The following is a 17,599-nucleotide window of genomic DNA, read 5'->3' on the forward strand; positions in this document are numbered from 1 at the left end:
CATATAAAATTCTTAGGGGGATTTACAAAATGAGACGTTTCAAAGGTATGGCAATGACTGTAATGATGGGTGGAGTAATTGCAGTAGCGGCGGGTTGTGGATCCGATGACACTAAGACAAGCAGCAGTGAAGGAAAAGGATCTGGCCAACTGCAGGGAGAAGTAATTACGGATGGTTCATCAACGGTCTTTCCGATCATGGAGGCAGTTGCAGAAGAATATATGGCTACACAGCCTGATGTGAAGGTTTCAGTGGGATCGTCAGGAACAGGTGGGGGATTCAAGAAATTCATCGCTGGTGATACGGACCTAGCCAATGCATCCCGCCCGGTAAAAGAAGAAGAAACTGCCTTACTTGATGAAAAGGGAGTTAAATATACAGAGTTGAAACTGGCATTTGACGGTATTTCAATCGTCGCCAATAAAGATAATGAATTCATCGATTCACTAACAGTTGAAGAACTTCAAAAACTGTGGGTTGATAATGGTAAGGTGAAGAAATGGTCTGATATACGTCCTGAATGGCCGAAGGAAGAAATTAAATTCTACTCTCCGGGAACAGATTCAGGCACATATGATTATTTCAATGAAGTGATCCTTGAAGAAAAACCGATGGTGGAAAATGCTACGCTTTCAGAAGATGATAATGTCCTTGTACAAGGTGTAGAAGGTGATAAAAATGCGATTGGTTTCTTCGGTTATGCCTACTACTCTGAAAATAAAGATAAGTTAAAAATCATTTCCATCGACAACGGAAAAGGTGCTGTAGAGCCAACACATGAAACGATTAAAAGTGGGGAGTATGCACCATTATCACGTCCACTTTACACATATGTAGCTAATAAGTCGGTAGCTGAAAAAGAACAAGTTGCTGATTATACTCAATTCGTCATTGAGAATGCAGGAGAGCTTGCTGAAGAAGTGGGTTATATCAGCTTGCCGGAAGAAGAGTACCAGAAAGATCTAGATAAATTAAAAGAATTGGAAAAATAAACGATATTACAGGCTACTGAAATCCCGCCTTGACACGATTAAGGCGGGGGTAACAGCTTGTAAATCCAAATATTGTGTGTCTGAAATGGAGGATGCAAGTTGGAACTTAGAAAAACAGAAACCTATTCTGTACAGCAAATGATCCTGGAAAAGAAAAGTAAGAAAAAAATGAATATGGAAAAAGTCATCCCTAAGCTTTTGTTCCTTACGGCGGCAATTTCCGTTTTTACTACAATCGGGATCATCCTGACGCTTATATTTGAAACATTTATCTTTTTTGACAAAGTATCTATCGTCGAATTTTTTACAGAAGCTAAATGGCTGCCATTTGCATCTACACCGTCCTATGGGATTATGCCGCTTATAGTGGGAACGTTGAAGATAACAGTCATAGCAGCGGTGGTTGCAGTTCCAGTAGGGCTTGCAACAGCCATTTTCTTGAGTGAATATGCATCAGAGAAAACACGCAGAATCATCAAGCCGATTTTAGAAGTTTTAGCTGGAATTCCTACTATCGTTTACGGCTTCTTTGCCTTAACTTTTGTAACACCGGTTTTAAGGGATTTATTTCCTTCCCTTGACATGTTCAATGCTCTAAGTCCTGGGATCGTTGTAGGAATCATGATCATGCCGATGATAGCCTCTTTGTCGGAAGATGCCCTTGTGTCAGTACCGAAGTCGATTCGCGAAGGTGCGTATGCCTTAGGAGCAACGAAACTCGAAACGACAATTAAAGTGGTATTGCCAGCAGCCGTTTCAGGAATTGTGGCATCCATCGTTCTTGCTCTATCGAGAGCGATCGGCGAAACCATGATTGTGAGTGTTGCCGGCGGTTCGACCCCAAATATGAGCATGGATGTCACTTCATCGATTCAAACGATGACAGCTTATATCGTTCAGGTCAGTTCGGGGGATGCAGGGTATGGGACAACGATTTACTACAGCATTTATGCGGTTGGAATGACACTGTTCGTCTTTACGCTTATCATGAATTTACTGGCGCAGTTCATCTCTCGCAAGTTCAGGGAGGAATATTAAGACATGAAACTGATAAACAAAAGTCATGTTGCAAAAAAAATGCCTGCTAGGCTGGCTGTTAACACGATTTGTAAAGGATTATTCTTCTTGGCAACATTGGTTGGCCTTCTCGTATTGGCCATCTTATTTTATCGGATATTCACTCAAGGAATTGGCAGTCTGAATGGGGATTTCTTCCAGAATTTCGCTTCCAGGAAACCTGAAGAGGCTGGTATAAAGGCAGCGTTGATCGGTTCAATTTGGTTGATGGTAGTGGTGGCCCCGGTTTCCTTGCTGCTTGGTGTGGGAACGGCCATTTATTTAGAGGAATATGCCCGGAAGAATTGGATCACCACTTTTATCAAAGTGAATATTTCCAATCTGGCAGGTGTCCCGTCAATAGTATTTGGACTTTTGGGCTTAACGGTTTTCGTTCGTGCTTTAGCCTTGGACCGGTCCATATTGGCAGCAGGCTTGACGATGAGCCTACTTGTTCTTCCTGTCATCATAGTAGCTGCCCAAGAGGCCATACGTGCCGTACCTCGTGATTTAAGGGAAGCTTCGTTTGGAATGGGTGCAACAAAGTGGCAAACAATATTGAAAGTGGTCCTGCCTGCTGCGATACCTGGTATTTTAACTGGGGGGATACTTGCTTTATCACGTGCAATCGGTGAAACGGCTCCATTGGTGGTGGTTGGCATCCCAATGTTCATCGCCTTTTTACCTCAAACGGTCATGGATACATTCACAGTGCTGCCGATGCAAATCTATAATTGGACATCTCGTCCGCAGGAGGAATTCCAGCAGGTTGCTGCCGCGGGAATCATCGTTTTACTCATCCTGTTAATATTCATGAATTCAATAGCGGTTATAATTCGGAATAAATTCCAGAAAAGATACTGATAGGAGGAAGGAAGCATGAATATGACCTTAACGAGAGAAAAAGAGTCACCGGCAATCGGAATCGAAAATGTCGGATCAGCTGCCTTGAAGGAAAAAGTGTATGAAACATCCAATCTCAATTTATGGTATGGAGAAAACCATGCTTTGAAAAATATTAATCTGGATATGCACCAAAATGAAGTGACCGCCATCATTGGGCCTTCAGGATGTGGGAAATCCACCTACATCAAAACATTGAACCGAATGATAGAGCTAGTCCCGGATGTTAAAACGACAGGTCAGATTAAATATAGGAACAGGAATATCCTCGATCAGTCCTATAAGGTGGAAGATTTAAGGACACAGGTGGGAATGGTTTTCCAAAAGCCTAATCCTTTTCCTAAATCAATTTATGAAAATGTTATATACGGACCAAAAATCCATGGAATTAAAAATAAAAAAATTCTTGATGAGATCGTTGAAAAGAGTTTAAAAGGGGCCGCCATTTGGGATGAAGTCAAAGACCGACTGCATGAAAATGCTTATGGACTTTCAGGTGGACAGCAACAGCGCCTTTGTATTGCCAGATGTTTGGCAATTGAACCTGATGTCATTTTAATGGATGAACCGACTTCTGCCCTTGATCCGATATCCACTTTAAAAATAGAAGAATTGGTCCAAGAACTGAAAAAGGATTTCAGCATCATCATCGTTACCCATAACATGCAGCAGGCAGCACGTATCTCTGATAGAACAGCCTTCTTCTTAAATGGGGAAGTCATCGAATATTCTGATACAAACACCATCTTCTCTAATCCGAATGATAAAAGAACAGAAGATTACATTACCGGACGCTTCGGTTAAAGAGAAAGGGAGATGCGATAATGATCGTTCGTGAAAATTTCGAGCTTCAATTGAAAGAGTTACAGGAGAAAATCGTAAAGTTGGCTAATTTAGCGTCAAGTGCGATATCAAAATCATATGCCGCACTGGAAAGCAATAATGTGGATGATGCTCTTGAGGTTATTGATGATGATACAATCGCTGATTTACTGGAAGAGGAAATTAATGACTTTGCGATTTTACTGATTGCTAAGCAGCAGCCGGTTGCGATTGATTTAAGGCGTATCATTGCTGCCATAAAAATCGCCTCTGATATTGAAAGGATGGCGGACTTTGGTGTGAATATCGCTAAATCAGCCATCCGGATCGGTGACCAGCCATTTATTCTGCCTTTAACACCATTAAAGCAGATGCATGATATTACATTAAAGATGATTCAACTTTCAATAGAAGCTTTTGAGAAGGAAGATGTTGTTCTTTCAAGAGAAATCATTGAAATGGATGACGAGGTTGATCGCTATTATGGAGATATGATTAGAAGTCTCCTTCGCCTTTCAGATGAAAAAAACCTTCAGCAGGTTACACAGCTTTCCTTAATTGCTCGATATTTGGAAAGAACAGCGGACCATACAACGAATATCGCAGAGAATATTTACTTCCTGGTAAGAGGGAGATATATCAGCAGGAATGAATGAACCCATCCTAATTGAAATAAAGAGAGGCTTTTTCTCGGACATCGTCCATTTAAAAGTCTCTCTTATTCATTAATGGGTCAAAGTATTGGCCAATTGTCTATATGTCATATTATTCGTAACAACAAACTCACCGATTTGTATTTTTTTTGAGAAATCATGGTCATTCATGTAAGCTTCAAATTCAGCAGCATCATCGATGATTTTTTCATTGGCAAGGCTATCGGAAATTTCGGTTGTGGTCATATTCGTTTTCACTTTAATTGTATAGGTGACGATGGAGGGGATTTTTTTTGAAGTCCCTTTCTCCATTGAATCCATATCCGGATCCTTTGGTTGGACGGTCTTTTTAGCTTCCTCCATAGGATGTGTCACGACGTATCCTTTCTTCACGAGCAATTCCTCAGCTTCATCCGCAGTGGGAGTGGTGCCTTCGATTAATCCGGTGCCATAATAAAAGCCAGCAAAGAGTGTTGTTGTAATAATGATACCGGCGGAAAGACCTTGCAGTCTCGCTTTGTTCATTCTCATTCGCCCCGCAATCTTTGCTGCTCGATCACTGCAATGGTTTGTTCCTTCGTTAACGAGGATTGTCTGGCGATCTGGTCCAAAGAAAGACCTTGACTATATAAAGATAGAACCTGGCTTTTTAGAATTTCATGAATGGGTTCGCTATCATTGGATATGACAGTTGATTTAACCTTTACAGGGGGAACAGGTTCGTCCTGGATAACGAATTCCTCTTCAAGAATCTTCACCTTCTTCTTTAATTGGTAGATATCCTGCATATACGTTAGTGTCAACTGCTCCAAATCTTCCTCTAATTTGGCAACTTTATCTTTACCGAAAAAGGAAATGACGAGAAGGACGATCGCTAATGAAAAAAGAAGGATGATAAGTGTTTCCATGTTTTCACCTCAGAAGCTAATTTTCGACAATATATTTATATTTTACACATATTTTTAAAAAAATGGAGATTTTCATATTTTTATATTTTCCGAAGTGGGCAGTAAACTTCATTTATTGTCTATTTTTTTTCAAATATTGTCGAAAAGCTTTATGGCCGTCGTTGAATAAAAAAAATCAGGAATTAAAATGGCAAAAAAACCTTTAAGAGATAACATACATAAAATTCGACAAAATGTGTTTATTGTCCATCAGCCAATTCAGTGCTAACATAAAGATAGAATAAATCGAAAAAACAAAATATTTTGAATAGTTAAAAATCAATAAACCTATAAGAAAATGGTGTGCAGTTTCTAAAGTGGATAATCTCACTGTCAGCGCCTAACGATAAGCTATATAAGGATAAAGAAGGGAAGGGATGATAATATGAATTCGCTATTCGCGTATATGCCGCAGGATAACCCGGATATATTTCGTAAGGGATTAAAAGCTGGGTTATGGATGGATGAGAGTTTTGATTGGTATCCTGAGGAAGATATGATGAGTCATCCTAATGGAGAGATCCGGACGCTTTCACAAACATATACCCAAGGGCAGGTGACATTTTCGAAGTTCACGATTAGAAATACCTCATTCGAGACTAAGCGCCCAAAAGTGTTTTTTCACTATGAAAACGCTTTCGAAAGAGAGGCGGTGGCTTTTTACAGCCCGAATGAACGGGCGATTTTACATGTAGCCCCTCAATCGATTGCCTTATTGGGTGGATTGGTGAAAGGAAAAAGCATTTCTCAATATTGCATCCAAGGTAAGGGTAGCCTTTATCAAGAGGGATGCTTCAAATCATTGAAAGAGGGGCTCTTGGCTTATTCACCGCTCGCCAAAGGGGAAGTTACCAGCGTGTTTACGCTAGAGACTGAAATCTTGCCGAAGGAATGTGTGGAAGCTGTTGCCTGGGTCATTCATGCGGAAACGAAAGAGGAAGCGAAAGTCATAAATAATCAGCTCCTCCTGACGATGCAAAACGTAAACAATTAAGAATTCAAAAAAGTTAAAGTTGGATTTCCCAAAAAACATACTAGCAATTCGCATCGAATAATGCTATTATAGAAAAGTCCTATGTGAAAAAGTCAATATGTTTGGAGGGAAATACACAATGCGCGTAAATATTACATTAGCTTGCACTGAATGTGGAGACCGTAACTATATTTCTAAAAAAAATAAACGTAACAATCCAGACCGTCTTGAGCTTAAAAAATACTGCTCAAGAGAAAAACGCAGCACGACTCACCGTGAAACAAAGTAAGCAACAGGATTTTTCCTGTTGTTTTTTTTTTGTATTTTTTTAAACCCTACTTCCTCTCTTTCCTTTAATGATTCGGCGATTTCCGACACCGTATTTTCGTAATTGAACAAATATTATGAGATAATGATAGAAGTAGACTAAAGGAGTCGGAAGAGATGAAAGAAAACAAAAAAAAGCTCCGCCAAGAAGTTAAGTCCCGTTTGATGGTGCTGACTAAAGAGGAACATGAGGAACTATCGAACCGAATCGCTGAAAACTTATTTTCACTGGAGGAATGGAAAAAAGCAAAAACCATTGGCATCACCGTCTCCATACCGCCCGAAGTTCCAACGGTACGGATCATCGAACAAGCATGGAGTGAAGGAAAAGAAGTGGCAGTACCAAAATGTGATCCTGAAAAAAAGACAATGGAATTCAAGAAAATCTCGTCCTTCAATCAGCTGGAGTCTGTTTATTACGGGTTGCTTGAACCAGTGTCTGAAACAGCCAAGGCTCGGAAAGAGGAGTTGGATGCCTTGATCGTACCCGGTCTTGCTTTTACCAAGGAAGGGTATCGCCTAGGCTTTGGAGGCGGCTATTACGACCGTTTCCTATCTTATTACCGAGGAGTTACATTGGCCCTTACATACGAGCTTCAATTAATGGATGAGCTCCCCATAGAGGTTCATGATATAGCAGTAGGCAAACTCATTACCCCTTCCAGGGTAATACGTACGTATGCACATTAGAAGAAGTTTATTAAATATCACTTTTAGCTCATAAAAATCCTGTCCTGTATCACACTATTGATAGGAGGGATTGTTATGCTTCGATTAATTATTCAAATCTTCTTGGTTGGTTTAGCTGTTTATGCAGGTTACAAAAACCGGTACCGCCTGATAAATGTTGCCTTGTCCAATGGCATTTTAAGAAGATTTCTAGTGACTAAATCCTTGGATATGCCAATGTTCAGGGATAAAATGATGCAAAGCATGTTCAGTCAGACCAAATGAGAATGCCGGTATCTTAAAAAGGAACCTGATCAGGGGTTCCTTTTTTTATTTTTAAGGACCGGGAAAGCAGTCTCCTTTTTTACTTTTTTCATGATTTCGTCTATAGTTTTAATTAAGAAACAGGAATTTTAGAAGCTTAAGTTTCATTGGAAAGTGGGGAAGGCATTGGGATTTAAAGAGGATTATTTGTTTTGGGAAACCATAAGGGAGTTGTCTGCCCATTATGATTATCGAATGATCACTGTCACGGAAAACCATCAGGAGATTTGGCTTGAGAGCGATAAGAATAAAGAATTTCCAGTCATAAGACTCATTCGACATGATTTGGATTGGGCTAATTGGCTGAAACGCGATATCGACCGAACTTTGCAGAATGGGGAAAGGATCAGAAGGAAATTATACAAAAAGCCCATTAACATATTAAGTATTTATGTTAGTAAATTCGCCCCGGTGGATGATCATGACTTTAGCTCACGTGTGGCTTCCTTTAAAAAAACGAATGTTAACACGTTTCTTCTGACTTGTGAAAACTTTCATGATTCGTTGCAAAACCTTGAACATGTTTTGAAAAAACCACTTTCAATTCAAGTTCTTGAAGATAATGAAATAGATGAGGAAAAGATTCTCGCAGTAAAGAAAGACGCCATCTCAGAGTCAGTCAAAAAGGCTAAGGCTGAACAGAAGGTATTTCAAAATGCCAATAAGCCATTCTTTACATATATATTCATGGCGTTACAAATAGCTGTGTTCATCTTGATGGAGTTTAATGGGGGCAGCACCAATTCCAAAACTTTGATTGAGTTTGGCGCTAAATTTTCCCCTTATATCATACAAGGGGAATGGTGGCGGTTCTTTACACCGATGATCGTCCATATTGGGTTCATCCATTTATTGATGAATACATTTTCATTGTATTTGATCGGAGCTGAAGTTGAAAGGATTTACGGTAATGCCAGATTCCTTTTCATCTATATATTCGCTGGTTTCGCTGGAACTCTAGGCAGCTTCATCATGACCCCGAATCTTTCCGCAGGGGCGAGCGGAGCCATTTTTGGCTGCTTTGGGGCACTTCTGTACTTCGGCATCGTCTATCCGAAATTATTCATGCGCTCGATGGGCTCATCGGTGATTGTGTTGATCATCATTAACTTAATTTATGGTTTCACCGTTTCGGGAATCGATAATGCAGGGCATATCGGAGGGTTGATCGGAGGGTTCTTGGCTGCTGGAGTTGTGCATCTGCCAAAATCCAGGAATATCTTTCGGCAGCTGGCTTTTCTGATCGGGGCGGCAATACTGACTTATGCCCTGCTTCAATTTGGTTTCAATCATCAGGAAAGTGCAGCTATAGATGATAATACGATGGCCATGCTGGCCCAAAAGTATATTGATGATGATGAAGAGGATAAAGCGGAAGAGATGCTAAACAATTATGTTGATGCAAATCCTGATGCACCGCTATCGCTTTTTATGCTGGGAAATTTATCTTTTGATAATAAGGACATATATAAAGCCAGGGATTATTATGAAAAAGCGATCGAAAGCAATCCGGATTTGCATGAAGCCCATTACAATCTTGCCTTAGCCTACATGAATCTCGAATCATTCGATCAAGCTAAGGAGCAAGCTGTTCAGGCTATTGAGCTTGCCCCGGATAATAAATCATATACTAAACTGTTGGAAGAAATTGAAAATCGACTATAACTTTTGACGCAGCATGATTGGGGAACCGTCTTTCAGGGTAAACAAGACAAGTATTTCACTTTGATTGTTCGCCATAAGCAATAGGGGGATGGTGCTGCCTTGTGGACTCACAGTGGATCCATCCTCCTTTTTGATTCCCAACACATAATTTTTGTAAAGTCCTTCCCACAGTTTCCCCACAATTTCCTCCCGTTTGAATTGGGGGAAGTCAGCAAGCCATTGATTTTTCTTTGACGGCAGATCTGTTAAAGAGATGATTTTATACTGATCCAGATTAACCTGAAATGCTTGACCTGCTTTTTCCAAACCAGTTCGAACCGTTTGATCAGTCAAGCCGTCCAGCGTTTTTTTCCATTGAACCTGTTCTTCTGACAGGGGACGGTGGAAATATTGAAAAACCGGTGTCGTTACTGTATAGAGTTTATCTTTACTGAGCTGCTGGGCACTGGTGAAAATTGTGTCACTCGGATGAACCTCGGCATAGTGAAATGTTATCGCTTCATAACGACCGCTCTGGGTTTCTTTAGTTTTCGCCTTTTGAGAGAGTTCTTGTTTATTTTGGCGCCAATTTTTTAAAGCTCCTGATAATTTCCCATTTTTGTATAAAAGCGATACGTCCTGACGCAAGTATGCTGTCTGGTCCAATGAAGAATCCACCCTCCAAGTGATGGTATAGGTTGAATCCCCGGTACTCTCCGGTGCCAGGTGGGTGGAAGCATGTTCAAAATGGAGTGAGGAATCGATGGGAAAAAAAATGATGGTTTCCTCTGCCCTTTTATGATTTGATAAATATAGGATGACAAAAATGGTGGTCAAGACCAAAAAGACGGTATATTTCAATTGTACTTTCATTATTCCCCTCCGTTTTTACGCATGATGAGTGGTTAAAAACATTAATTGGTTGAATTAAATTGAAAGAGTCCCACATTCTTGATATTTCATCATATGAATACAGTTGGACATGTATGAGGGGGATGGTGGAAATTATCAAAAGGGGAATTGGTCGCTTGTTACAAAAAGGCTGATTCGATATACTTTCCCTAAAGAAAAGAGTAAAGAGGTTTACTATGAAAACATATTATGATCTTCAACAATACTTGAAAAGATTCGGTACATTTATCTATATTGGTGATCGCTTAGCCGAGCTTGAAATGATGGAAGCCGAAATAAGGGAAATCCACCGTATGCAGATGATGGATACGAAAGATTATCAAATGGCGATCCTTTTAATTAGACAGCAATTGTCTTTAGAAAGGGAGAAACAGAAAAAAAATTGATAAAAAAGGTGAGAATGATGGAAAAGTGGCTCATGGGTGTGGATTTAGGCGGTACAACTACCAAACTGGCTCTGATCAATTTATACGGAGAGATTATTCATAAATGGGAGATCGGCACGGACATCTCCGAAAAGGGAAAATTCATTACGATTAATATAGCCAAAGCAATTGATGCGAAGCTCGTGGAACTTAATGAACCGAAGAGTAAGATAGTAGGGATAGGAATGGGTGCTCCAGGCCCTGTGAAATTTGTTAACGGTTCCATATATGAAGCTGTCAATTTAGGCTGGAAGGACTACCCTTTAAAAGATTTACTGGAAGTGGAGACATCTCTTCCAGCTGTGATCGATAATGATGCCAATATGGCAGCTTTGGGAGAAATGTGGAAAGGCGCCGGTAATGGTGCCAAAGACCTCGTTTGTGTCACTCTGGGAACGGGTGTAGGCGGCGGGATCATCCATAATGGGCAAATCGTCCATGGTATCAGTGGGGCTGCTGGAGAAATAGGGCATATAACGGTCGTAACGGACGGAGGGGCACCATGCAATTGCGGCAAGACTGGTTGTCTGGAAACGGTTGCTTCGGCAACGGGAATCGTCCGAATGGCTTTAGAAGCCTTGAATACCGCTAATGAAAAGTCATTGCTTCAGCAGAAAGTCGACGAGGGAAATGCGGTTACTTCCAAACTGTTATTCCAATGCGCTGCAGAAGGTGATTCTTTGTCCAAAGCTGTGGTGGATGAGGTAGGCAATTACTTGGGGCTGGCTCTATCACATGTTGGGAATGTCATGAATCCAGATAAAATCGTCATTGGCGGGGGAGTTTCACAAGCGGGAGACATTTTGCTTGATCCTGTCCGTGCCGCCTTCGGAAAGTATGCATTCAAACGGGTTAGTAAATCAACGAAAATCAGCCTGGCCACACTAGGCAATGATGCAGGGGTGATAGGTGGAGCATGGCTCATTAAAAGCCGACTGAATACGTGATCCCCTTGCTGCCCTGTGTTAACAGGGTTATGAGAAAAAAAGATGGAATCTTCAAAAAATACCTCCTTTTGAGGGGCGGGGGCAATCGTTCCTGCATTTAAATAGAGGGGAGAACCATGACCCATGATTGAGGCGCTCTGGCATGGCTCCAGCGCTTCTTCGATGAGGAGGGACCAGGATTGAAAAGGGTCTTCAAAAAACAGGGATATTCATTGTTTTGGGTCGTATTCATTTCACTTTGGCTTAAAACATATATTGCTTATAAAACAAGCTTTGAGATAGATATTGATAATTGGTTCCAGGAGTTCATACTATTCATCAATCCTGTCAGTTTCCTTTTGCTTACTCTTGGCGTGCATATATTTTTAAAAGAAAATAGAAGGACAGCATATTTATTGATCATGAGTTTTTCCATCACCTTCGTCCTCTTTGCCAACCTTGTTTTTTTTCGCTTTTTCAATGACTTTTTAACCATTCCCGTTCTTTTTCAAACGAGCAATATGAACGATCTTGGAAGCAGCGTGCATGAATTGATCAATCGGAGTGACCTATTGTATTTTGCCGATATTCTTTTCTTGATGCTGCTGCTGAAATACAAACCAAAAACATTCCATGAATGTCGATGCAATCCAAAGGATCGTAAATTCTTTATGTTAATCGCTTTAGGAGTGACATTTTTTAACTTAGCTTTAGCTGAAGCGGCGCGTCCTGAATTACTGACAAGAACGTTTGACCGCGAAATCCTCGTTAAGAATATCGGTACGTACCATTATCACCTCTATGATGCAATATTACAGACGAAATCATCAGCTCAGCGTGCCCTTGCGGATGGCAGTGAATTGTCGGAAATTGAAAATTATGTCCGTGCCAATCAAAAAGAGGTTAATGATGATCTTTATGGTCTGGCAAAAGGGAAAAATGTGATACTTGTATCATTGGAATCCACTCAAAGCTTTGTCATCAATAAAACAGTCAACGGTGAAGAAATCACTCCTTTTCTGAACGAATTCATTAAAGAGAGCTATTATTTCAAAAACTTTTATCACCAAACTGGCCAGGGGAAAACATCCGATTCTGAATTCATTATCGAGAATTCCCTCTATCCATTAGGTAGAGGTGCAGTATTTTTCACTCATGCTCAAAATGAATACAAAGCCACCCCCGAAATCTTAACGGAAGAAGGTTACTATACGGCTTCCTTGCATGCCAATAATAAAAGCTTTTGGAATCGTGACATAATGTATGATTCTCTTGGGTACCAGCGTTTTTATGACAGTGATGAATACAAAGTCTCTGAAGGGAATTCCATCAATTGGGGTTTGAATGATAAATCGTTCTTCAAACAATCAATCTCTCACTTGAAGAGGATGCCTGAGCCTTTTTATGCCAAATTCATAACGTTAACCAATCATTTTCCATTCACTTTGAATGAGGAAGAACGGACCTTGGAGCCATACGATTCAAATTCCAAAACATTGAATCAATATTTTCCGACCGTACGTTATACGGACGAAGCCTTGGAACAATTTGTCGGTGATTTGAAACGTGATGGCTTATATGAGGATTCCATAATTGTGCTATATGGGGACCATTATGGAATTTCGGAAAATCACAACTCTGCCATGAGCCAGTTCCTTGGGAAGGAAATCACGCCCTTCGAATCCATCCAACTTCAGCGTGTCCCGCTCATCATACATATCCCCGGCCAGAAGGGAAAGACGATTTCCACCGTTTCAGGCCAAATTGATGTAAGGCCGACACTCCTTCATTTATTGGGGATTGAAAATGATGATTATATCGAATTCGGCAAAGATCTATTTTCTGAAGAGAAATTAGAATTCACCGTTCTTCGCGATAGCAGTTTCATCACGAAGGATTATCTCTATACGATGGATACCTGCTATGATAAAAAGACTGGAGCGGCGACTGAAAAGGGTTCATGTGAGAAGTATTTGGAAAAGGCGAAACAGGAGCTTGATTACTCCGACAAAATCATTTACGGGGATTTGCTCCGATTTTATGAGCAACGTTGAAAAAAGAAACCTGGCGCAATCCAGGTTTTTTTGTTTTTACAGGAAAATCAGCAATTATGAAACACGTGAGACTTCCTGAACATCTTTCTGTCTTTCGCTTCATAAAGATAAACAATGAAAGGGGCGGAGGCTGAATGAAAGTCGTGAGCAGAAGCGGGGATGATTTGGCATATTACAGTCAATTGTTCCAAATTCCCCGGGTTTTGATAGAGGATGCCAATCCCGCCATTACTGGCGGGGTTTTGCCAAATGGCATAGAAGTACAGATACCTGGATACATTGTTCAGGAAGAGTCCCGGTTAGATATCGATTTTGCCGAAATTGCTTTACAATATCACCTGCCCATCGATGGGGTATCATTGGTGAATCAGGGTGGACAAAAACCTTTTTCCGTACCCGTCCGGGTCATGAATCCCATGATTGTCACCGACAAGCCCTATGATTATCAATCACTTCTTGACGATCTTGATACCCTATCTTTTCATTACCCGTTTATTAAAGTTGAATCGATCGGAAGGAGTGTGTTGGGAAAAGAACTTCTTGAGGTAAGGATCGGTCAAGGCGATAAGATCATACATTATAACGGTTCATTCCATGCTAATGAATGGATCACTTCGGCAGTTTTGATGAAATGGCTGAATGATTTTCTGCTGGCAGTAACGAATGATCGTGCACTTTGCGGAATGGATTGTATGCCCTTCTATCGGGATATGACGATTTCGATGGTTCCAATGGTGAATCCGGATGGAGTCGAGCTTGTCCTAAAGGGGGAGGAGGCTGCAGAGGGGAAGGTCGATGTTTTAAAAATAAACAATGGCAATCCTGCCTTTTATGCTTGGAAAGCCAATATCCGCGGTGTAGACCTGAATAATCAATATCCTGCCAATTGGGAGATTGAAAAGCGTAGAAAGATTCCAAAAGCCCCTGCCCCAAGAGATTTTCCAGGAGAGACCGCGTTATCAGAACCAGAAGCATTGGCCATGAAGGAGCTGGCAATGAGGCGGAATTTTGAAAGAGTGCTTGCACTTCACACCCAGGGAAAAGAATTCTATTGGGGATATGAGGGACATGAACCTGAAGAGGCAGCGAATGTTGCAAGGGAGTTTGAGGACCGTAGCGGATATCGGGCCGTACAATACGTTGACAGCCATGCCGGGTATAAAGATTGGTTCATTCAGGAATTCAAACGCGGCGGTTTCACAATCGAATTGGGAAAGGGCATCAATCCGCTTCCGCTATCCCATTTGCCTGGTATATATGAAGATACCGTCAAGATATTGGTGGCAGGCCTTTATATGTGATACATTTCCCCCTAAGGGATATACTTCCAAAAAAATATAAGATCATTATTCGCCACATTTTCTCTTTTTTACTTTATAATGAAAGTCGTAAGGATTCGATTGGTTAATCCTTACTCTCTTTCTAATGTCTCGCTCACATATGCCAGGCGTTTTAGTTTTGAAGTGGGAGGTGTGTGGAGATTAAAGTATCCAAAGCAGCACTTTGTATGCGGCTTTCCATTTGTAAGATGTTGTGTTTCATCCCATTATTTATCTCCACTATCCTTCTTATCTCGGCTTGTGAGCCTTCCAAGGACCTTAGTAAACCCGTAAATGATACGGAAAAAGAACACTCCCAATCAAACCTGGAAACTTCAGTAAGAAATTTAAAGGTCCCGACTGCAGAAACGGATAAAATCGAAGCCATTGTTGGATGGCTGGATTCTAAAACCATTTTATATTCTGTGAAGCGGGATGGTAATGAATTATCCCAGTTGATGGCATGGAATTTGGAAACTAATGATACTTCCGTTTTCTATCAACCGGCTTTTGAATCTTCTGAAGTATCGATCAGTCCGTCTGGAACGCATATTTTGTTATCGTCCTTCACCTCTTCGGGTAAAGCATCCATCACAATACTCGATAAAACGGGGAATCCACTGTATTCCGTGGCAATCCCAGCCTATGAATTAGCTTATGAGTGGAATTCATTTAAAGATGGCCAGCTGTTTTTATCGAGTTTTTATGAAGATTGGACATACAACAGTTATGTGTTAAATCCAGATGAACAAACAATGGAAACTCTGGACTTTCCGCAGCCCTTTGCTCAATGGGCAAGTGAAAAAGATTTGTTGTTTCTCGATTGGGACAGGGAAGAACCTGCTTTGACGGCACCCCTAGAAAGAAAAGCGCTTAATGGGGATGGAACGGACAGCCTTATGCTCGATGTCATTCACTTTAAAAAAATGAAACAAGCGCTGATGACGATTCAAGTGGAGACAGAAAAACAAGATCGGGGTACATATGCATTTTATGATCCAACAAACAAGCCGATCCACTCTTTTTCCGTGCCGCTATTGAAAAGCTTTTCAGATTGGGTGATTCCGTCCTATGATTTCATTGAAAAAGACAAGGAATTGATAACATTTATTCCTAATGAATCAAAAGATGCGGACCAATATGAGGGAAGGTTTACCTTAACTAAATTTAATTGGGAAAAAGGCACACAAGAAGAATTGATGAAGGACATGGAAAATGAACCATTAAGCTGTTCGCTTGATGGCAACTTCTGCTTATATGGATATCAATTTGAGAAAATCATTGATATGAAAACCCATCAAATACAAAGATTGTTCAAACAAACATGATTACTTAAAACAAAAGCTCGCCGGATGGCGAGCTTTTTTCTTCAATGGGCAACAGGGAAACCGCTGTTGATGACAGTCATGACGGTAAACCAGCCAAACACGACTGCACTGCCGGCTGCAAAAATAAATCCTAAGAAGTTTCTCTTTTTTAATGAGGTAAACACAGCTGCTACTCCTAAAATAGCCACAAGTCCGAAAACAACCATTAATATCATGTCAAAACCCCCTTTTTTCGTAATGAATACCTAATCCCTAATAATATACCCAGAGAATAAAGCAACTACCAAAAATATGTAGAAAAGATTGCATTTGTTAATATCTTAATATTTTTTCAATTATTTGTCGAGGTTTAAAAGGTGACACTTCTATGACTTGAGTATACTGGATTAACATTAGCAGCTTAATTAGTGTAAGATGAAGATAGAAAATCATATTGGAGTTGATGGAAATGAAATGGACACAATTACCTCTAGGCCCGCTGCAAACGAATTGTTATGTAGTTTCCGATGGACAGGATTGCATCATTTTCGATCCGGGTGAAGAGCCGCAGAAAATCATACAGTACATACAAACAAAAAATTTAAAACCTTTGGCGATTTTATTGACACATGCGCATTTTGACCATATCGGTGCTCTTGATGCTATTCGGGATCATTATGGGATACCTGCATATATTCATGAAAAAGAGGCCAAGTGGCTACTTGATCCCGCATTGAATGGCTCTCAAAACTGGTTCCCGGAAAATCCAATGCGCATGAAGCCTGCCGATCACTTCCTGGCAAATGAGCAAGAACTTACTATTGGCGGATTCACTTTCGAAGTATTCGAAACCCCTGGACACTCACCAGGGAGCGTTTCGTATTATGCCAAAGAACAACGGCTCCTCTTTTCAGGGGACGTCTTGTTCCAAGGAAGCGTAGGCAGAACCGATTTAATAGGCGGAAGCGAGGCAGTGCTGTTAAATAGCATTGAAACGAAGCTGCTGACACTTTCTGATGATACGATCGTTTTTCCTGGTCATGGGCCTGTCACGACCATTCTGGATGAAAAGAATACTAATCCCTTTTTGAGATAATGACTTTTGCAGGTGCCGTATGGCACCTGTTTTTTTAAGTTCTTAATTATGTAAAAATATTGAAATGGTTCATATCCAGAACTATACTGAATATAAAAACCAGGGCCTTGCCCCTGTGTGCATGACTTTGATTCAGCTCTGAACTAAGATTTGTCGAAAACATTCATTTTGTAATGATGGCACGTTTATGACTGCGGGATGAAAAAATTGAACATTTTGTGAACTTTAAATTTTAGTTTTGAGTATGATT

The 17,599-nt window shown here is 40.6% G+C and carries 20 protein-coding genes; 16 read left to right on the forward strand and 4 right to left on the reverse strand.

Annotated features, from left to right (window positions below; translation table 11 throughout):
- Nucleotides 1-29 precede the first annotated feature (29 nt).
- The 5 genes from MPH60_RS05175 (at nt 30) to phoU (ending at nt 4,429) form a co-directional block, all read left to right on the forward strand.
- Complete coding sequence (locus MPH60_RS05175) at nt 30-992, forward strand: PstS family phosphate ABC transporter substrate-binding protein (RefSeq protein WP_241589812.1); 963 nt, start codon at nt 30-32, stop codon at nt 990-992.
- Nucleotides 993-1,130: 138 nt separating this feature from the next.
- Complete coding sequence (gene pstC / locus MPH60_RS05180; protein ID WP_241589929.1) at nt 1,131-2,030, forward strand: phosphate ABC transporter permease subunit PstC; 900 nt, start codon at nt 1,131-1,133, stop codon at nt 2,028-2,030.
- A gap of 3 nt (nt 2,031-2,033) precedes the next feature.
- On the forward strand, nt 2,034-2,912 hold the full coding sequence (gene pstA, locus MPH60_RS05185) for a phosphate ABC transporter permease PstA (protein ID WP_241589811.1): 879 nt from the start codon (nt 2,034-2,036) through the stop codon (nt 2,910-2,912).
- 21 nt (nt 2,913-2,933) lie between these two features.
- Complete coding sequence (pstB, locus tag MPH60_RS05190) at nt 2,934-3,755, forward strand: phosphate ABC transporter ATP-binding protein PstB (RefSeq protein ID WP_405390713.1); 822 nt, start codon at nt 2,934-2,936, stop codon at nt 3,753-3,755.
- Between the two features lie 20 nt (nt 3,756-3,775).
- The gene (gene phoU / locus MPH60_RS05195; RefSeq protein ID WP_241589809.1) at nt 3,776-4,429 is read left to right on the forward strand and encodes a phosphate signaling complex protein PhoU; all 654 of its coding nucleotides are present in this window, start codon (nt 3,776-3,778) and stop codon (nt 4,427-4,429) included.
- 69 nt (nt 4,430-4,498) lie between these two features.
- Here the strand turns inward: phoU and MPH60_RS05200 are convergent, their stop codons facing one another.
- Both MPH60_RS05200 and MPH60_RS05205 read right to left on the reverse strand, forming a co-directional pair.
- A complete protein-coding gene (locus tag MPH60_RS05200) occupies nt 4,499-4,951 on the reverse strand; it encodes a hypothetical protein (protein WP_241589808.1) in 453 nt (150 codons plus the stop codon).
- Between the two features lie 2 nt (nt 4,952-4,953).
- Nucleotides 4,954-5,334: a hypothetical protein gene (locus MPH60_RS05205; RefSeq protein WP_241589807.1), complete on the reverse strand. Its 381-nt coding sequence runs from the start codon at nt 5,332-5,334 to the stop codon at nt 4,954-4,956.
- 424 nt (nt 5,335-5,758) lie between these two features.
- Here MPH60_RS05205 and MPH60_RS05210 point away from each other — a divergent pair, with 424 nt between their 5' ends.
- The 5 genes from MPH60_RS05210 (at nt 5,759) to MPH60_RS05230 (ending at nt 9,331) form a co-directional block, all read left to right on the forward strand.
- On the forward strand, nt 5,759-6,367 hold the full coding sequence (locus MPH60_RS05210) for a hypothetical protein (protein ID WP_241589806.1): 609 nt from the start codon (nt 5,759-5,761) through the stop codon (nt 6,365-6,367).
- Nucleotides 6,368-6,485: 118 nt separating this feature from the next.
- On the forward strand, nt 6,486-6,635 hold the full coding sequence (rpmG, locus tag MPH60_RS05215) for a 50S ribosomal protein L33 (protein ID WP_028391797.1): 150 nt from the start codon (nt 6,486-6,488) through the stop codon (nt 6,633-6,635).
- Between the two features lie 155 nt (nt 6,636-6,790).
- Complete coding sequence (locus tag MPH60_RS05220; protein ID WP_241589805.1) at nt 6,791-7,363, forward strand: 5-formyltetrahydrofolate cyclo-ligase; 573 nt, start codon at nt 6,791-6,793, stop codon at nt 7,361-7,363.
- A gap of 75 nt (nt 7,364-7,438) precedes the next feature.
- Nucleotides 7,439-7,627, forward strand: coding sequence for a hypothetical protein (locus MPH60_RS05225; RefSeq protein ID WP_101222568.1), 189 nt, complete (start codon nt 7,439-7,441; stop codon nt 7,625-7,627).
- Nucleotides 7,628-7,792: 165 nt separating this feature from the next.
- Nucleotides 7,793-9,331, forward strand: a complete 1,539-nt coding sequence (locus MPH60_RS05230) for a rhomboid family intramembrane serine protease (protein WP_241589804.1) — start codon at nt 7,793-7,795, stop codon at nt 9,329-9,331.
- On the opposite strand, the gene MPH60_RS05235 is transcribed toward MPH60_RS05230, so the two are convergent.
- A complete protein-coding gene (locus MPH60_RS05235) occupies nt 9,326-10,183 on the reverse strand; it encodes a hypothetical protein (protein WP_241589803.1) in 858 nt (285 codons plus the stop codon). The two genes, MPH60_RS05230 and MPH60_RS05235, sit on opposite strands and share 6 nt — an antisense overlap.
- 215 nt (nt 10,184-10,398) lie before the next feature.
- Between MPH60_RS05235 and MPH60_RS05240 the strand changes: the two genes are divergently transcribed.
- The 5 genes from MPH60_RS05240 to MPH60_RS05260 all read left to right on the forward strand — a co-directional run bounded on the left by MPH60_RS05240 (nt 10,399) and on the right by MPH60_RS05260 (nt 16,274).
- Nucleotides 10,399-10,608 carry a YqgQ family protein gene (locus tag MPH60_RS05240; protein WP_101222565.1) on the forward strand — a complete coding sequence of 70 codons (210 nt, stop codon included), beginning with the start codon at nt 10,399-10,401 and terminating at the stop codon, nt 10,606-10,608.
- 14 nt (nt 10,609-10,622) lie between these two features.
- Nucleotides 10,623-11,594 (forward strand): ROK family glucokinase, encoded by a 972-nt coding sequence (locus tag MPH60_RS05245; RefSeq protein ID WP_241589802.1) that lies wholly within the window; start codon nt 10,623-10,625, stop codon nt 11,592-11,594.
- 179 nt (nt 11,595-11,773) lie between these two features.
- Nucleotides 11,774-13,627, forward strand: a complete 1,854-nt coding sequence (locus MPH60_RS05250) for an LTA synthase family protein (protein ID WP_241589801.1) — start codon at nt 11,774-11,776, stop codon at nt 13,625-13,627.
- 134 nt (nt 13,628-13,761) lie between these two features.
- On the forward strand, nt 13,762-14,928 hold the full coding sequence (locus MPH60_RS05255; RefSeq protein WP_241589800.1) for a M14 family metallopeptidase: 1,167 nt from the start codon (nt 13,762-13,764) through the stop codon (nt 14,926-14,928).
- Nucleotides 14,929-15,101: 173 nt separating this feature from the next.
- Complete coding sequence (locus MPH60_RS05260; protein WP_241589799.1) at nt 15,102-16,274, forward strand: hypothetical protein; 1,173 nt, start codon at nt 15,102-15,104, stop codon at nt 16,272-16,274.
- Nucleotides 16,275-16,315: 41 nt separating this feature from the next.
- On the opposite strand, the gene MPH60_RS05265 is transcribed toward MPH60_RS05260, so the two are convergent.
- A complete protein-coding gene (locus tag MPH60_RS05265; RefSeq protein WP_034308396.1) occupies nt 16,316-16,489 on the reverse strand; it encodes a DUF2759 domain-containing protein in 174 nt (57 codons plus the stop codon).
- Between the two features lie 233 nt (nt 16,490-16,722).
- Here MPH60_RS05265 and MPH60_RS05270 point away from each other — a divergent pair, with 233 nt between their 5' ends.
- Nucleotides 16,723-17,349, forward strand: a complete 627-nt coding sequence (locus MPH60_RS05270; RefSeq protein WP_241589798.1) for an MBL fold metallo-hydrolase — start codon at nt 16,723-16,725, stop codon at nt 17,347-17,349.
- The last annotated feature ends 250 nt before the right edge of the window (nt 17,350-17,599 follow it).

It is taken from the genome of Peribacillus sp. Aquil_B1 (assembly GCF_022603275.1).
Lineage (GTDB): Bacteria > Bacillota > Bacilli > Bacillales > DSM-1321 > Peribacillus.

What these genes read in the sequence shown, in the direction of transcription:
- MPH60_RS05175 (WP_241589812.1), top strand. Translation starts at nt 30, where the DNA reads ATGAGACGTTTCAAAGGTATGGCAATGACTGTAATGATGGGTGGAGTA.
- pstC (WP_241589929.1), top strand. Translation starts at nt 1,131, where the DNA reads ATGATCCTGGAAAAGAAAAGTAAGAAAAAAATGAATATGGAAAAAGTC.
- pstA (WP_241589811.1), top strand. Translation starts at nt 2,034, where the DNA reads ATGAAACTGATAAACAAAAGTCATGTTGCAAAAAAAATGCCTGCTAGG.
- pstB (WP_405390713.1), top strand. Translation starts at nt 2,934, where the DNA reads ATGACCTTAACGAGAGAAAAAGAGTCACCGGCAATCGGAATCGAAAAT.
- phoU (WP_241589809.1), top strand. Translation starts at nt 3,776, where the DNA reads ATGATCGTTCGTGAAAATTTCGAGCTTCAATTGAAAGAGTTACAGGAG.
- MPH60_RS05200 (WP_241589808.1), bottom strand. Translation starts at nt 4,951, where the DNA reads ATGAACAAAGCGAGACTGCAAGGTCTTTCCGCCGGTATCATTATTACA.
- MPH60_RS05205 (WP_241589807.1), bottom strand. Translation starts at nt 5,334, where the DNA reads ATGGAAACACTTATCATCCTTCTTTTTTCATTAGCGATCGTCCTTCTC.
- MPH60_RS05210 (WP_241589806.1), top strand. Translation starts at nt 5,759, where the DNA reads ATGAATTCGCTATTCGCGTATATGCCGCAGGATAACCCGGATATATTT.
- rpmG (WP_028391797.1), top strand. Translation starts at nt 6,486, where the DNA reads ATGCGCGTAAATATTACATTAGCTTGCACTGAATGTGGAGACCGTAAC.
- MPH60_RS05220 (WP_241589805.1), top strand. Translation starts at nt 6,791, where the DNA reads ATGAAAGAAAACAAAAAAAAGCTCCGCCAAGAAGTTAAGTCCCGTTTG.
- MPH60_RS05225 (WP_101222568.1), top strand. Translation starts at nt 7,439, where the DNA reads ATGCTTCGATTAATTATTCAAATCTTCTTGGTTGGTTTAGCTGTTTAT.
- MPH60_RS05235 (WP_241589803.1), bottom strand. Translation starts at nt 10,183, where the DNA reads ATGAAAGTACAATTGAAATATACCGTCTTTTTGGTCTTGACCACCATT.
- MPH60_RS05240 (WP_101222565.1), top strand. Translation starts at nt 10,399, where the DNA reads ATGAAAACATATTATGATCTTCAACAATACTTGAAAAGATTCGGTACA.
- MPH60_RS05245 (WP_241589802.1), top strand. Translation starts at nt 10,623, where the DNA reads ATGATGGAAAAGTGGCTCATGGGTGTGGATTTAGGCGGTACAACTACC.
- MPH60_RS05255 (WP_241589800.1), top strand. Translation starts at nt 13,762, where the DNA reads ATGAAAGTCGTGAGCAGAAGCGGGGATGATTTGGCATATTACAGTCAA.
- MPH60_RS05265 (WP_034308396.1), bottom strand. Translation starts at nt 16,489, where the DNA reads ATGATATTAATGGTTGTTTTCGGACTTGTGGCTATTTTAGGAGTAGCA.
- MPH60_RS05270 (WP_241589798.1), top strand. Translation starts at nt 16,723, where the DNA reads ATGAAATGGACACAATTACCTCTAGGCCCGCTGCAAACGAATTGTTAT.